Below are 14,150 nucleotides of genomic sequence, written 5' to 3'. Positions count from 1 at the left end.
AGGAAGAGGGAACTTTTCAGTTACCAGCCAACCATCACCAAAGTAGAAAACTAGAGTAGAAACGTTGTTAGTAACGTTTCTACCAGAGATTAAGAGGAAAACTGGTAACTGACAATTAACCATTCCTGGTAGGCTGATAGCTGATGTCTGATAGCGGATGGCTGATATGGGACTCGATCGCCGGACTTTTTTGCAACGAGCAACTTTAGCGCTGCTAACGCTAGGAATAAGCGAAACAGGGCTTTTATTTTCGAGTAAAGCTAGCTGGGCAGCACCCTCTGTGTTAGAGTATTTGCGAAATTTAACACAGCCTGATGCCCGCAAGTTAGCTCTTTTAGTGGGAATCAACGAATATCCCAGCAGTAACAATCTTCGCGGTTGTTTGACTGACGTAGAACTGCAAAGAGAATTGTTAATTCATCGCTTTGGTTTTCATCCCAGCGATATTTTGACTTTGACCAACCAGCAAGCAACCAGGGAGGAGATCGAAACCGCGTTTCGCGAACATCTGGGGAAACAAGCAAAAGCAAATGATGTCGTAGTTTTTCACTTCAGTGGCTATGGAAACCAAGTCAAAATCAAAAGTCCTGGAAGCGAGCAAAAATTAAACGAGGAACAACCAGAAAATACCGAAATCCTCGCTAATAGTCTCGTACCAGTAGATGGTATTGCTGCCAAGAGTAACGGACAAGTAGACGACTTACTTGAAGAAAGCTTATTTTTACTAGCGCGATCGCTAGCTACAGAAAAGCTGACCACGATCCTCGATACTAGCTATACCGGAAGTGGTAAAACTCTCCTAGGCAACCTGCGCGTGCGTTCTTGCCCCAAACCACCCGCAGCCCAACCTTCTGAGGCAGAATTAGCTTTCCAGGCAAAACTCCTCGCAGAACTTAATTTTTCCGAGACACAGCTTCAAAGTAAAAACATTTTCGCTCGAATTCCTGGCATTATCTTAAAAGCTGCGAGAAACAATCAATTAGCAACAGAAGCAGAATTAGATGGTTTTAGCGCTGGCTTATTCACTTATGCTTTAACTCAGTATCTCTGGCAAGTAACGCCAGCAAGCACGGTTTATATTACTCTCCAACGTGCCTCGGAAGTCATCGAACGTATTATCGGAACTCAGCAACAACCGCAACTAGCAGGAAAAAATAGTAACGATCCTGCGATACTTACTTATTACTTGCCGCCAACTCAAGAAATGGGTGCGGAAGCAGTAATCACCAAGGTAGAAGAAGATGGCAAAACGGCAAAACTACATTTAGGCGGACTGCCAGCAAAAGTTATGCAATACTACGGAAGTTCATCTCGCTTCCTCATCGTACCAACAGTTACAGAAACCGAAGCTGAGATCCCCAGCGTAGAATTACAACTTAGTTCTCGCACTGGTTTGACAGCCAAAGCCAAATTGGTAGAAAAAACAATTCCTGAAGGCTATCAACTGCAAAACGGGCAACTGCTGCAAGAAGCAATACGAGTATTGCCCCGCAACATTGGCTTGACAGTAGCTTTAGGTTCAGCTATGGAACGTATTGAGCGAGTAGATGCCACCAGTGCTTTTGCTAATATTGATTTGGTTTCTTCAGTCGTAACCGCCGGGGAGCAATCTGCTGATTGTTTGTTTGGTCGCGCTAACACGGTTACTAAAACTGCTAAAAAAAATGGGGCTGAACCTCTACCGAAAAAAGGTTATGGCTTGTACACGGTTGGTGGAGTTTCGATCCCAAATACGGCAGGATCGGATACAGAAGCAGTTAAATCAGCAGTAGATCGTTTAGTGCCGAAATTACAAACCTTGCTAGCAGCCAAACTGTTACGTTTAACTGCCAATGAAGCCTCATCTCGGTTGGGAGTCAGAGCAAGCTTGATTAGAGTTAACAGTGAAAATGTCGAATTAATTCGTCGAGAAACCAGGCGAGATCCTAGCTTAAGAGCTTCACTGACGATCGAGTCGGAGCAAGCTGAGGAATTATTAGAGGCAAATAGTCAAGCTTGGGAGACTCAAGAATTATTACCTTCAATCCCTATTGGTAGTCAGATTCAATTTCAATTAGAAAATATTAGCGAGATCCCGGTTTATATGATGCTGATGGGAATTGATTCTGGGGGTAATGCAATTGGGCTTTATTCGCCCGAAAGTAGTAGCGAAGATAGTACGACAATTAAACCAAAATTGATTAATACAGTCATTCCTCCAGGAGAAAAGATTGTGATTCCACGACCTTCTGCTTCCTTTAAATTAGCGGTTCCCGGTCCGGCAGGTTTAGCTGAAATCCAGCTTGTCTTTAGTAAATCCCCCTTTAATCGCACCTTATCAGCGATCGGTGAAAGTCGTCCTCCTCGTCGAGGAGAAGGAGAGCGCATTATTGATTTATCTAACCCTTTACAAGTAGCACGAGCAATGATGCAAGATTTGCACGCAGCTAGTGCAGTTCCGGCTGAGGCGATCGGTTCGGCTACGGATATTTATGCTTTTGATGTTAATGCTTGGGCAACTCTGAGCTTTTTCTATTTAGCGGTTTAGAGGTATTGGGGACTGGGGAGGTGGGGACTGGGGAGGTGGGGATTGGGAAGATAAACTGATAACTGATAACTGTTCACTGATAACTGTTCACTGCTAACTGTTCACTGATAACTGAACCCAATCCCCAATCCCCGATTAATCTAACTCAAAATCTAACATCGGCATCAACTGAAGCACACCCATACCCAACTCTTCGGCTGAGATGGCTTTGGCTTCAAATAAAGCGATCGTGTCGCGCAGTTGAGGATTGCCACGAGCCGCTCCTGTTAGCCCACTAGCAATCACTAAACCACAGTAACCTTGAGTTTGTAGACAGCGACGATCCCATTGCTTGCGGGCTTCAAGATGAGTAGGATCGTCGCCAATAAACTCGCCAAACAAAAATAAATTGCCTTTACCAGTTTGCAAAATGCCCAGATCGTAGTTCATATCTGTAAAAGGATCTTCTCCTGGGTTGAAGCAAATTGCTTTTAAGCCTCCTTCAGCTTGGATTTTTTCGCTGAGAAGTTTGGCTTTGGGACGAGAAGTTTGAATTAAGACGATCGGCATTCCTTCTCCTTGGCGAGAAGCTCCCAAAGATTGATAGTATTTTTTATTATTATTTCTGACGCTTTCGATCGCGTCCCAAGGCATGACCCCTAAACTACGAAAAGAATCTTCTGGAATCAAGTCATCTTGTAACGGTACGGTGACAGAAGTGGTCATTTCTGAGTCTTGGGCTTCTGCTTGTCCGATCGCTAAGAGTTCGTCGGCTAATTCTGGTAGAGTTGAAACTTCTACGGTGACAGTAGTTTTTCCCGGTAGTGAAATCGAGAAAGATTTGGATCTCGCTGCTTCTGTATTCTTGGCTAACTGGCGCCGGAATTTTTCGATAAAGTTAAGTAAGGCTTTGAGGGCGACATAAACGGCGATCGCTTCTTCTTCGTCGAGAAATGGTCGCATTCCTTCATAAGGATGTACGCTGCCAAAGAAGGGATGAATTTCTGATTCTTCTAGTTCGGCTAAGTCAAAATCTTCGTCTTCTGGGTCGAAATCATTGTCTACAGACTCGAAGTTCAAAAACCAACAATCTTGGGCTAAAAATGCTTTTTCTAATCTTTCGATTGATTCTTCTGTCGCGGCTGCGGCGCGAAATTGTTTGAGCGATTCTTCTGAACGATACAATAGAACTCCGTATTCTTTGCCCAGCATTCCCATTACACAAGCGTAAAGTTTTTTGATGTCCCATTGTCGCGAGTCCCGATCGCTCGGCTGAATTTCGATTGACAAAATATGATAATCTGCCAGTAATTCCCAAGGTGCGGCAAACCAAATGCCTTCGGCAACTTGGAACATTATCTCAGCGTATTTTGGTGGTAAAGCCGGAGGTCTGTGGCTAGTGATTTCTGAGAAACCGCGAAAAAATTCGTCGATGACAGGTAGTTCGCGAACGTAATCAATGCTAATATCTAAATTTTGTAAAGCTCCCCGCAAAAAAAACTGAATTTCGCGATCGCGAACGACAATTTTGCGCGGACGTGCTGGGATTGCAGGTGTTTGGGGATTTTCCATTGCTCGCAGCAATGTGCGGACGATCGCTTCGGGTCCCATTTCCGGAGAAACAACTTCCATCCCCCTGACTACCCCTTCGGAGCCATCTAACCAGACAATACATTCTCCTTTATCTTCACTATCGGGATCGAGGTTTTCCGCTATTCCCGACAAAGGACGGCGATCGCCTTCCCAAACGCTGGGAATTTGCGGGAGTTTCTTAAGACGACGCTGTGTAGTCGTAGAAAAGGCAGTCATAGTAGCAGCTCAAAATCAGTTGAGTAGAAAAAGGCTTTGGGATTTATATCCTGTACTTGTTATCCTAATGTGACATCCTCCAACACTCAATTCTCTGATTAGAGTGTTGGCTTCCCAACCTCACGATTGGGTATTGCTCCTCTACGCTAGTTATCGAGGCACATAGCCCCCGACACCTCGACGCTGAGAGCCGATTTCTTGCTTTTCCAGAGTCCCTCGATACGTTTCTCTTCCACGATTACAGATTTCTTGAGCAGCCGCCACATCACGGTCTACTCGAGCCTGACATTCGGGATAGGAATGTAGCCGTTCAGAGAGTTCTTTCTTTACCGCGATCGGGCAATTGGGGCAAGTCGGAGAAGTTCCTTTGTGGTCTACTTCTCCAACAAATAAACCTCGTTTCTTGCCGACAAACTTGAGGATAGACCGAAATTGCCCAAACCCCGCATCAATGGGACACTTACGCGAAGCCATCCCATCTTTGATTTCCCGCAACGCATAGTTGTAAGATACCCGCAACGTTTCCAACCACTTCTCAAGCAGTTGGGTTTGTTGGCTGTCGGGATAGATTCGGTAGGTGTAATTTAGAATCATGACGATATTCTATTACAAGAAGTCTAAGATGGTAGATGTCAATAATCTTTGATTTGGTTTGGGAGGATTTCACACTAGGTTTGTTCGTGACTGGTCGGGTGTAGACTGATTGATGTGGATGTGAATGGCAACGCTAACATTATTAAGTAAGTAAGAAACCATTTCCCATTAGGAGTCACTCATAAATAAGATGACACAAGCAACTTCTACTCCCCAAAAAGGTATTCAACTTACGGAAAATGCCCTGAAGCACGTTCTGATGCTGAAAGAACAACAAGGCGGACAAGATCTTTGTTTGCGCGTTGGTGTCCGCAATGGCGGTTGTTCGGGTATGTCTTACCTGATGGATTTTGAAGATCCTAGCCAGATTCGCGATGATGATGAGGTCTTTGATTACGATGGCTTTAAAATTGTCTGCGATCCTAAGAGTTTGCTGTATCTTTACGGTCTGAGTTTGGATTACAGTAATTCTCTCATTGGTGGCGGTTTCCAATTTACTAATCCTAACGCTAACCAAACTTGCGGTTGCGGTAAGTCTTTTGGTGTTTAATAAAAGGTTGGAGGGGAACTGTTCCCCTCTTATTTGGCTGTCAAAAAAGAAAATGACTGATACTGTTACGAATTTATTTGAAAGTGGTTTTGAACGTTATCAAGCTGGTGAAGATGCGGAAAGTTTGATTCCGGTTTTTCAGGAAATTTGCGATCGCTCTCCGAAAATGTCCGCAGCTTGGAGTTCTCTAGCTTGGCTTTATCTCCTGACTGAACGAGCTGATTTGGCTCTGAAAGCGGCTCAAAAGGCTGTTAAACTCGATGCTAATGCCCCCCAAGCTCGCGTTAATTTGGTGCTGGCAATGCTGGAAACTGGCAAAAAAGGTGTCCGAGAACATATTGAAGTGGCACAGCAAATGGCTTCTCTCGATCCCCAAGTCCGTAGCGATTTGCAAGAAAATATTCAAGATGGCTTTAACCGTAAATCTGATTGGAAAAGCTTAAAAAAAGTTGAAAAGTGGTTGTTCGGTGAGTCAGAATAATTTCCTTGACAAAAAGAAAATTTTATGTATAGAGAAGGAAATTGTCTGGAAGACGATATACTAAGGAAAGTAAAGATTGTGCGCTCGCCCTAGCGATCGCCTTGAAATTTCTAAATTATCGATACTATAAATGGAATTTTCCAAAGTACAATTAATCGGTCTGAAAGCAAACGAATTTCGCCATCCCCTGGACTTGCAAGCTACCACCGCGTTGAAACAGTTGCCAGGGTTAGATTTGGCGGTGCGTACTTTACTAGGGTCTGTAGGAGAACAATTTTTTTACCTGAATAATATTGCTTCGAGCGTTTTAGTCAGCGAAAAGCAGCTACCACATATTCACAAACTGCTGTTAGAAGCTTGTCGAATTCTCGACCTCGAACCACCTCAACTCTACGTGCAACAGCATCCAGTTCCTAACGCTTACACTTTTGCGATGCGAGGAAAACAACCATTTATCGTTTTGCATACCTCGCTAATTGAGATTTTAACCCCAGAAGAAATCCAAGCAGTAATCGCCCACGAATTGGGACATCTGAAATGCGAACATGGAGTCTACCTAACTTTAGCCAACTTAATCGTTTTAGGTGCAAGTTTATTACCCGCCTGGGGTGCAGTAATCGCTCAAAGCTTACAAACACAGATGTTAGAGTGGGTAAGATGTGCAGAATTTAGCTGCGATCGCGCCGCTTTACTTGCCATACAAGAACCAAGAGTCGTCATGTCAGTATTAATGAAACTTGCAGGCGGTTCCCCCACCCTCGCCCCCATGTTAAACCTCGATGCCTTTATCGACCAAGCTAGGGCTTACGACGCGATCGACTCAACTGAACTCGGCGAAATGCTCAAATCCGCACAAACAGCCCAGTTGAGTCATCCCGTCCCCGTACTCCGGGCGCGAGAAATCGATCGCTGGGCAAGCTCTCAATCTTATCAGCACTTGCTAAATCAACGAGAAACAAGTTATAATGGTAAAGTTGACACCAAGGGCGGATGGCGAAATTGGTAGACGCACTACACTCAAAATGTAGCGGCCACTGGTCATGAGAGTTCGAGTCTCTCTCTGCCCACTAAATTCAATTAAAATTGAGATATCAACCCCTTACTTTCGAGTGAGGGGTTAAAATTTATTCATTGTTTTCCCAGAAAACCCCTCTGTAGCAAATATAGCAAATAACGATGAACATAATTCCAGTTATTATCCCCCAAACTCTGAGAGTAACTCAAGAACAGTTTGAACAACTTGCTATTGCTAATCGAGATGTACGACTCGAACTTACAGCTACAGGAGAATTAATTATTATGCCACCTACTGGGGGAAATACGGGAAAACGAAATATTGAAATCGAAGGACAACTTTGGTTTTGGAATCATCAAACAGGTTTAGGAGTTGCGTTTAATTCTTCGACAGCGTTTCGGCTTCCCAACGGTGCAAATCGTTCTCCTGATGCTGCTTGGGTGAGTCAAGAAAGATGGGATACTTTAACATCAGAACAACAAGAAACTTTCCCTCCTCTTTGTCCTGATTTTGCCCTAGAATTGCGTTCAAAAAGTGACAACATGAAACCTTTACGCCAAAAAATGCAGGAATATTTAGCTAATGGTTTGCGTTTGGGGTGGTTAATTGATGCGAAAAATCAACGGGTAGAAATTTATCGACAAAATCAAGATGTTGAGGTTTTAGAGTCACCTATGAGTTTATCTGGAGAAGAAGTATTACCAGGTTTTGTCCTTGATTTACAGGTTGTTTGGAGATGAAAAGATATCCGGCTATAGGTTAGTTAATTAAAGACGTAGAAAGTGTTATAGATGCCTGCTAAAGATATTTACCACGATCCTGTAAAAAAAGCTCTCATCAAAGACGGCTGGACAATTACTAACGATCCCTTAACTATAGAGTACGGAAAGAAGGATTTATTTGTTGATTTGGGTGCAAAAAAACTAATCGCTGCTCAGAAAAGAGAACAAAAAATAGCTGTTGAAATTAAAAGTTTCACTGGTGCTTCTCAAATGAACGATTTAGAAAAAGCAGTTGGACAATACATTGTTTACCAAAACATCTTAGAAGAAACTGAAGTTGAGAGACGTTTATATTTAGCTATTACTCAAAAAACCTTTCAAGATATTTTTTCAGAACCCATTGGTAATCTAATTTTAAGAAAAAACAACTTAAATTTGCTTATTTTTCAGCCAAAAACGGAGGAAATTGTGCAATGGATAGATTAAATGAACATCGCCAAATAATTGAAAGTGTTTTGCGGGAATATTACAATATTCCTTATTCTTATGGCGATTTAGAAAGGCGTTTCATAATCAGTAAAGATGACAATAATTATCTTTTGATTACTTTAGGCTGGAATAACGAAAAACGGGTACATGGTTGTCTGGTTCATATTGAAATTTTGCATGAGAAAATTTGGATTCATCGAGACGGTACAGAAGATGGCATCGCTAACGACTTAGTTGCCGCAGGTATTCCCAAAAATCAGATTGTCCTTGGTTTCCATCCTCCCGAAATTCGTCCTCATACAGAATTTGCTGTGAATTAGCTAAAATCAGAAATGGTAACTAACTAATCAATAGCTTCGTAGTAAAAAAGATGGAAACAACAGATATTAGACGGGAAGTTGAAACTTTGTCGGTTCGCCTGGGGAAAACCCAGGACTATCTTTGACTTACCTGCTTTACAAGCGAAAATTACAGATTTAGAAAATTTAGCGGCACAACCGGATTTTTGGGATAATCAGGAAACTGCCCAAACTACGCTTCAAGAACTCAATGAGTTGAAATCGAGTTGGGAACAGTATCAACAGTGGTGTAGTAATCTGGAGGATACTGCGGCGATCGCCGAACTTTTGGAGTTGGATACTGATGCAGCTTTGCTGGAAGAAGCGTCAACGAATATCCATAAGCTAAATCAGGAATTAGACCGTTGGGAGTTGCAACAACTGCTCTCGGCTCCTTACGATGCTAAAGGAGCAGTCTTGACGATTAATGCGGGTGCTGGTGGTACTGATGCTCAAGATTGGGCGGAAATGTTACTGCGAATGTATACTCGTTGGGGGGAAAAACAAGGTTATCAGGTTCGCATCGCGGAAATGTCCGAAGGTGATGAAGCGGGAATCAAATCGGTAACTTTGGAAATTGTCGGACGTTATGCTTATGGCTACCTGAAAGGTGAAAAAGGAACTCACCGACTCGTCCGTATTTCTCCTTTTAATGCTAACGGTAAACGGCAGACCAGTTTCGCTGGAGTCGAAATAATGCCACTTTTAAATAATGAGGCGATCGCGCTTGATATTCCCGATCGAGATTTGGAAATTACAACTTCTCGCGCTGGTGGTAAAGGCGGACAAAATGTCAATAAAGTCGAGACAGCCGTAAGAATTGTTCACATTCCGACCGGGATCGCTGTACGCTGTACTGAGGAGCGATCGCAACTGCAAAATAAGGAAAAAGCCCTCGCTTTACTGAAAGCTAAGTTACTTGTGGTTGCTCTTGAGCAACGAGCTCAAGAAATCACGGAAATTCGCGGTGATATTGTTGAAGCTGCTTGGGGTAATCAAATTCGCAACTACGTTTTTCATCCTTATCAAATGGTTAAGGATTTGCGTACTAATCAGGAAACTTCGGCGGTTGATGATGTCATGGATGGTAATCTCGATCCGTTTATCGAAGCTTACCTGCGTCAAGAAACTCAATTAGTTTGAGCTACCACTTTGGCAATAAACTGTTACATTAATCTCAACAGACAATCTTCATCTCGTTTTTATGAGCAATTTATCTACCGAAACTCAAAATTCAGAAACTCAAACAAATACCGAAGCTGCACCAAGTTACACGAAACTAGCAATGCGAAACATGGTACGCAAGCGGGGTACCTCACTAAAACATTTTTTCCTAACTACGATCGCCTTGCTTGCTTTTTTTATTGGTATTTCTTATCTTACTCGCTAAAACAATAACTTATGTCTTTTTCTCCAGTCGAGAAAATCTCCGTCGAAGTTAACCTGCAAAATCATTTTGTTGACGAGCTATATATCATAAATGAGTCCAAATGTCAAGAGTGGCTGCAAAAATGGTTAGAAAAAAGAAATAGCGAGTTACCAAAAGCAGAAAGTTATGAACTAAGCTTACGTTTGAGTAGCGATCGCGAAATTCAGCAGCTCAACGCTCAGTATCGGCAAAAAAATCAACCAACCGATGTATTAGCATTTGCCACACTTGAGGTAAACTTTCCTCAAGCCTTAGCAGCAGAGCTTGCTCGCGAACCTCTCTATTTAGGAGATATAGTTATCTCGGTGGAAACCGCGCAAAAACAAGCTCAACAGCAAGGACATTCCCTCGAAACCGAAATTGCTTGGTTAGCCAGTCATGGTTTATTGCATCTACTCGGTTGGGATCATCCCGATGAAGCAAGTTTAAATCAGATGCTGAGCGAACAAGAGAAACTACTGGAAATTGTGGGAATTGTTCGTAGCGATCGGTAAATTTACGATCTGAGCTATAGAGGTTAATAAATATACTTAAATGTAGTCTTGACTGGACTTTGAAAATGAGATTAAATTTAAACTTGGCTGGAGCAGAAAAAATAATATCTTCTGGTGGTATATTACCTTTAAGTATACCCTCAATGCCAGAAAAAATTGAGCCGCAGCCATTGAATCGAAGCGAGCAAAAGTCACGAATAAAGCGCGAATTAGCTTGGCAGATTGCCCCAAATCTGCTAATTAGTTTTAAATATGCTTGGGCAGGAGTTTATTACACCTTCGTTACCCAGCGTAACTTTCGGATTCACACTTGTGTAGCAATTGTCGTAATCACTCTAGGCATATTTTTGCATCTCAATCCTGCGGAAATGGGAGTCTTGGGATTAACGATCGCTCTGGTGATGACCTTAGAATTATTAAACACCGCGATCGAATCAGTAGTAGACCTGACAGTAGGACAAAAATACCACGAACTAGCCAAAGTAGCCAAAGATTGTGCCGCAGGTGCAGTATTAATTGCCGCGATCGCTGCCGTTTTTGTCGGAGGGTGGCTTTTAATACCGCCGATGGTTACACTAATATTCTAGTTCCCTAGGAGATTAGTGGATGATCCTAGTTATTGACAATTACGACAGCTTCACCTATAACTTAGTCCAATATTTGGGAGAACTAGCAACTGAAATCCCAGTTGCGCGCGATATTCAAGTTTACCGCAACGACCAAATTGACATTGACAAAATTCAGCAATTACAACCCGAGGCGATCGTCATTTCCCCCGGACCCGGTCGTCCCGAAGATGCCGGAATTTCCCTAGAGTTAATCGCTAAACTTGGTTCTAGTATACCAATTTTAGGAGTCTGTTTAGGACATCAAAGCATCGGACAAATTTTTGGTGGCAAAATTATCTCAGCACCCGTATTAATGCACGGCAAAACCTCAGAAGTGTATCATAACAATCTGGGCGTTTTCCAAGGGCTTGACAGTCCCTTCACCGCCACTCGCTATCATAGTTTAGTCATCGATAAAGATAGCCTTCCCGACATACTCGAAATAACCGCTTGGGTTGAAGATGGTACGATTATGGGAGTTAGACACAGGAACTATCCGCACATCCAAGGAGTCCAATTTCATCCAGAAAGCATTCTTACCAATGCTGGAAAACAGCTATTGCGGAACTTTCTCTTATCTCTTTCCTCGGAATGTAATCAAATTAATTAATTGACATTCCCCAGTAACAAATAACCAATCACAAATTACTAAAGCATAATGAAACGGCGACAGCTAATGCGCTACGCGGGAGCAAGTTTGTTAACAGCAACAGCCACCGCTTTTAATCCCTTTAAAATTGTCCAAGCCCAAACTGATAACGCCCTCACCGTCGAATGGTTAGGACACACCTGTTTCTTATTTACTGGTAGCGATTTACGCATTTTAGTTAATCCATTTCGCACCCTTGGTTGTACCGCAGGTTATCGTTTACCTCGTCCCGAAGTAGACTTAGTATTAATCAGCAGTCAAATGTTAGATGAAGGTGCGGCTGAGAACTTACCAGGAAACCCAAAAATCCTCTTTGAACCAGGTGTTTACCGACTCAAAGATGTCCAATTTCAAGGAATAGGAATTGCCCACGATCGCCAACAAGGACTACGCTTTGGAACAAACGTTGCTTGGCGCTGGAAGCAAGGCGGAGTGGACATCTTACACATGGGAGGTGCCGCCGCACCCATCGAAATCGAACAAAAAATCCTCATGGGAACGCCCGATCTCGCCTTAATTCCTGTGGGTGGAGGACCAAAAGCTTACGATGCTAGAGAAGCCAAACAAGCAATGCAAGTTTTGAGTCCCAAAATCGTTGTTCCTACCCATTATCGTACCGCAGCCGCCGATGAAACCGCTTGTAATATTGCTCCCGTTGACGAATTTTTGCAGTTAACTGAAGGAATGCCAGTTAAGCGACTTGAGAAAGATAAAATTACAATTACTTCTCAAGATTTACCAAATTCAGGAACAGAAATTCGCGTCTTTTCTTACAACTTTTAACCAAGTTCGTAGTCGCGCCCAAACCCAAACCTCCAGCAAAAAAATGCCAAAAAAACCATCATTCTCAATCCCAATAAAAACAAATCAACTAAGTTCGTAGTCGCGACTTTAGTCGCGCCCAAACCCAAACCTCCAGCAAAAAAATGCCAAAAAAACCATCATTCTCAATCCCAATAAAAACAAATCAACTAAGTTCGTAGTTGCGACTTTAGTCGCGCTAAAATCACAATAGAGAAAACATATAAATCTTACCTAAATTCCATAATCCTGTAGAGACATTGCCTACAAAATCTCTACACAAGAAACAACTAACCACCAACAAATTACCAGGAAAAATGCAAATCGAACCAGCAGAATACCGCCAACGTCGCGAAAAATTAATGTCAAAAATCGGCAACGGAACAGCTATTTTTCGTAGCGCACCAACTGCGGTAATGCACAACGATGTCGAATACATTTTTCGTCAAGATAGCGACTTTTATTACTTAACTGGTTTCAACGAAGCCGAAGCAGTCGCTGTGTTTGCACCTCACCACGAAGAACATAATTTCGTCTTATTTGTGCAGCCGAAAAATCCCGAAAAAGAGACTTGGACGGGTTATCTTTTAGGAGTCGAAGCAGCAAAAGAACAATTAGGCGCGGATGAAGTTTATCCGATCGATGAACTTGACGAAAAACTACCACAATATTTACAAAAAGCCGAGAAAATTTATTATCATTTAGGAAGAGATCGCCAATTCAATGCTACTATTCTCCGACACTGGCAAATGCTGATGAGAGGCTACCAGAAGCACGGAATTGGACCAATGGTACTAGAGTCCACGAACACGATTTTACACCCCTTGCGGCAAGTAAAAAGCCCCACCGAGATTGAATTTATCCGCCACGCAACCGCCATTTCCGCCGAAGCACAAAACCGCGCCTTTGCATTTAGCCAGCCCGGACGCTACGAATACGAAATCCAAGCGGAAATCGAACATACCTTTCGCTTAAAAGGCGCGATCGGACCAGCCTATCCTACTATCGTCGCTTCCGGCGTAAATTCCTGTATCCTGCACTACATTGAGAATAATCGCCAACTCCAAGACGGAGATTTATTGTTAATTGATGCTGGTTGTTCCTACGGTTATTATAACGGTGATATTACGCGGACTTTCCCCGTGGGTGGAAAATTTACTACCGAACAAAAGATTATCTACGAATTAGTTTTAGACGCGCAACAACAAGCAATTGAACAAGTAAAACCTGGTAATCCTTACAATCTTTTTCATGATACCGCCGTGCGGGTTTTGGTGGAAGGATTGATGGAATTAGGGCTTTTAGTCGGCGACATTGAAGAAATTATTGAAGAAGAGAAATATAAGCCATTTTATATGCACCGTACCGGACATTGGTTAGGTTTAGATGTCCATGATTCGGGCGGATATAAATATAATGAAGAAGATTGGTATATTTTGCAACCTGGGAATATTTTGACAGTGGAACCGGGGATTTATATTGGTCCGAATATTAAACCAGTGGAAGGACAGCCGGAAGTTCCCGAACGTTGGCGCGGAATTGGAATTAGAATTGAAGATGATGTTTTGGTTACTAATAGCGGGAATGAAGTTTTGACGGCGGCTGTTCCGAAGTCTGTTGCTGCTATGGAAAGGTAGATGATTGTTTTTCTAACCTCTCCCCCAG

General features: G+C 42.7%; 16 protein-coding genes and 1 tRNA gene. 15 read left to right on the top strand and 2 right to left on the bottom strand.

Annotated elements, in window-relative coordinates; genetic code table 11:
- Positions 1-157: 157 nt before the first annotated feature.
- Entirely contained in the window at positions 158-2,527 is a 2,370-nt protein-coding gene (locus tag G3T18_RS17340; RefSeq protein WP_224411835.1) for a caspase family protein, read from the top strand.
- Positions 2,528-2,662: 135 nt separating this feature from the next.
- On the opposite strand, the gene G3T18_RS17335 is transcribed toward G3T18_RS17340, so the two are convergent.
- Positions 2,663-4,315: a DUF6930 domain-containing protein gene (locus tag G3T18_RS17335; RefSeq protein WP_224411834.1), complete on the bottom strand. Its 1,653-nt coding sequence runs from the start codon at positions 4,313-4,315 to the stop codon at positions 2,663-2,665.
- 150 nt (positions 4,316-4,465) lie between these two features.
- Positions 4,466-4,909, bottom strand: coding sequence for a zinc ribbon domain-containing protein (locus G3T18_RS17330; protein WP_224411833.1), 444 nt, complete (start codon positions 4,907-4,909; stop codon positions 4,466-4,468).
- Positions 4,910-5,099: 190 nt separating this feature from the next.
- On the opposite strand from G3T18_RS17330, the gene G3T18_RS17325 reads away from it, so the two are divergent.
- The 14 genes from G3T18_RS17325 (at position 5,100) to G3T18_RS17260 (ending at position 14,122) form a co-directional block, all read left to right on the top strand.
- A complete protein-coding gene (locus tag G3T18_RS17325) occupies positions 5,100-5,459 on the top strand; it encodes an iron-sulfur cluster assembly accessory protein (RefSeq protein ID WP_224411832.1) in 360 nt (119 codons plus the stop codon).
- A 52-nt stretch (positions 5,460-5,511) separates the two neighbouring features.
- Entirely contained in the window at positions 5,512-5,940 is a 429-nt protein-coding gene (locus G3T18_RS17320; RefSeq protein WP_224411831.1) for a tetratricopeptide repeat protein, read from the top strand.
- Positions 5,941-6,070: 130 nt separating this feature from the next.
- Positions 6,071-6,946, top strand: a complete 876-nt coding sequence (locus tag G3T18_RS17315; protein ID WP_224411830.1) for a M48 family metallopeptidase — start codon at positions 6,071-6,073, stop codon at positions 6,944-6,946.
- Positions 6,925-7,007: transfer RNA gene (locus G3T18_RS17310), tRNA-Leu, on the top strand. Before G3T18_RS17315 ends, G3T18_RS17310 begins: the two co-directional genes overlap by 22 nt.
- 109 nt (positions 7,008-7,116) lie before the next feature.
- A complete protein-coding gene (locus G3T18_RS17305; protein ID WP_224411829.1) occupies positions 7,117-7,695 on the top strand; it encodes a Uma2 family endonuclease in 579 nt (192 codons plus the stop codon).
- Between the two features lie 51 nt (positions 7,696-7,746).
- Positions 7,747-8,163 carry a XisH family protein gene (locus G3T18_RS17300; protein WP_224411828.1) on the top strand — a complete coding sequence of 139 codons (417 nt, stop codon included), beginning with the start codon at positions 7,747-7,749 and terminating at the stop codon, positions 8,161-8,163.
- Positions 8,151-8,486, top strand: coding sequence for a XisI protein (locus G3T18_RS17295; protein WP_224411827.1), 336 nt, complete (start codon positions 8,151-8,153; stop codon positions 8,484-8,486). The genes G3T18_RS17300 and G3T18_RS17295 overlap by 13 nt, the downstream gene beginning before the upstream one ends.
- A gap of 50 nt (positions 8,487-8,536) precedes the next feature.
- A protein-coding gene (gene prfB / locus G3T18_RS17290; protein WP_224411826.1) for a peptide chain release factor 2 occupies positions 8,537-9,647 on the top strand; the annotation gives its coding sequence in 2 pieces (ribosomal slippage) (positions 8,537-8,608 and positions 8,610-9,647; 1,110 coding nt in all).
- Positions 9,648-9,708: 61 nt separating this feature from the next.
- Positions 9,709-9,894 carry a DUF3285 domain-containing protein gene (locus G3T18_RS17285; RefSeq protein WP_224411825.1) on the top strand — a complete coding sequence of 62 codons (186 nt, stop codon included), beginning with the start codon at positions 9,709-9,711 and terminating at the stop codon, positions 9,892-9,894.
- Positions 9,895-9,905: 11 nt separating this feature from the next.
- Positions 9,906-10,427 carry an rRNA maturation RNase YbeY gene (gene ybeY, locus G3T18_RS17280; protein WP_224411824.1) on the top strand — a complete coding sequence of 174 codons (522 nt, stop codon included), beginning with the start codon at positions 9,906-9,908 and terminating at the stop codon, positions 10,425-10,427.
- 65 nt (positions 10,428-10,492) lie between these two features.
- On the top strand, positions 10,493-11,014 hold the full coding sequence (locus G3T18_RS17275) for a diacylglycerol kinase family protein (protein ID WP_318013998.1): 522 nt from the start codon (positions 10,493-10,495) through the stop codon (positions 11,012-11,014).
- A 19-nt stretch (positions 11,015-11,033) separates the two neighbouring features.
- Positions 11,034-11,645, top strand: coding sequence for an anthranilate synthase component II (locus G3T18_RS17270; RefSeq protein WP_224411823.1), 612 nt, complete (start codon positions 11,034-11,036; stop codon positions 11,643-11,645).
- Positions 11,646-11,693: 48 nt separating this feature from the next.
- Positions 11,694-12,467: an MBL fold metallo-hydrolase gene (locus G3T18_RS17265; RefSeq protein ID WP_224411822.1), complete on the top strand. Its 774-nt coding sequence runs from the start codon at positions 11,694-11,696 to the stop codon at positions 12,465-12,467.
- A 335-nt stretch (positions 12,468-12,802) separates the two neighbouring features.
- Positions 12,803-14,122: an aminopeptidase P N-terminal domain-containing protein gene (locus G3T18_RS17260; protein WP_224411858.1), complete on the top strand. Its 1,320-nt coding sequence runs from the start codon at positions 12,803-12,805 to the stop codon at positions 14,120-14,122.
- The last annotated feature ends 28 nt before the right edge of the window (positions 14,123-14,150 follow it).

The sequence above is a fragment of the Oscillatoria salina IIICB1 genome (assembly GCF_020144665.1).
Classification (GTDB): Bacteria; Cyanobacteriota; Cyanobacteriia; order Cyanobacteriales; family SIO1D9; genus IIICB1.
This window is presented reverse-complemented; position numbering and strand designations above follow the sequence as displayed.

What these genes read in the sequence shown, in the direction of transcription:
- G3T18_RS17340 (WP_224411835.1), top strand. Translation starts at nt 158, where the DNA reads ATGGCTGATATGGGACTCGATCGCCGGACTTTTTTGCAACGAGCAACT.
- G3T18_RS17335 (WP_224411834.1), bottom strand. Translation starts at nt 4,315, where the DNA reads ATGACTGCCTTTTCTACGACTACACAGCGTCGTCTTAAGAAACTCCCG.
- G3T18_RS17330 (WP_224411833.1), bottom strand. Translation starts at nt 4,909, where the DNA reads ATGATTCTAAATTACACCTACCGAATCTATCCCGACAGCCAACAAACC.
- G3T18_RS17325 (WP_224411832.1), top strand. Translation starts at nt 5,100, where the DNA reads ATGACACAAGCAACTTCTACTCCCCAAAAAGGTATTCAACTTACGGAA.
- G3T18_RS17320 (WP_224411831.1), top strand. Translation starts at nt 5,512, where the DNA reads ATGACTGATACTGTTACGAATTTATTTGAAAGTGGTTTTGAACGTTAT.
- G3T18_RS17315 (WP_224411830.1), top strand. Translation starts at nt 6,071, where the DNA reads ATGGAATTTTCCAAAGTACAATTAATCGGTCTGAAAGCAAACGAATTT.
- G3T18_RS17305 (WP_224411829.1), top strand. Translation starts at nt 7,117, where the DNA reads ATGAACATAATTCCAGTTATTATCCCCCAAACTCTGAGAGTAACTCAA.
- G3T18_RS17300 (WP_224411828.1), top strand. Translation starts at nt 7,747, where the DNA reads ATGCCTGCTAAAGATATTTACCACGATCCTGTAAAAAAAGCTCTCATC.
- G3T18_RS17295 (WP_224411827.1), top strand. Translation starts at nt 8,151, where the DNA reads ATGGATAGATTAAATGAACATCGCCAAATAATTGAAAGTGTTTTGCGG.
- G3T18_RS17285 (WP_224411825.1), top strand. Translation starts at nt 9,709, where the DNA reads ATGAGCAATTTATCTACCGAAACTCAAAATTCAGAAACTCAAACAAAT.
- ybeY (WP_224411824.1), top strand. Translation starts at nt 9,906, where the DNA reads ATGTCTTTTTCTCCAGTCGAGAAAATCTCCGTCGAAGTTAACCTGCAA.
- G3T18_RS17275 (WP_318013998.1), top strand. Translation starts at nt 10,493, where the DNA reads ATGAGATTAAATTTAAACTTGGCTGGAGCAGAAAAAATAATATCTTCT.
- G3T18_RS17270 (WP_224411823.1), top strand. Translation starts at nt 11,034, where the DNA reads ATGATCCTAGTTATTGACAATTACGACAGCTTCACCTATAACTTAGTC.
- G3T18_RS17265 (WP_224411822.1), top strand. Translation starts at nt 11,694, where the DNA reads ATGAAACGGCGACAGCTAATGCGCTACGCGGGAGCAAGTTTGTTAACA.
- G3T18_RS17260 (WP_224411858.1), top strand. Translation starts at nt 12,803, where the DNA reads ATGCAAATCGAACCAGCAGAATACCGCCAACGTCGCGAAAAATTAATG.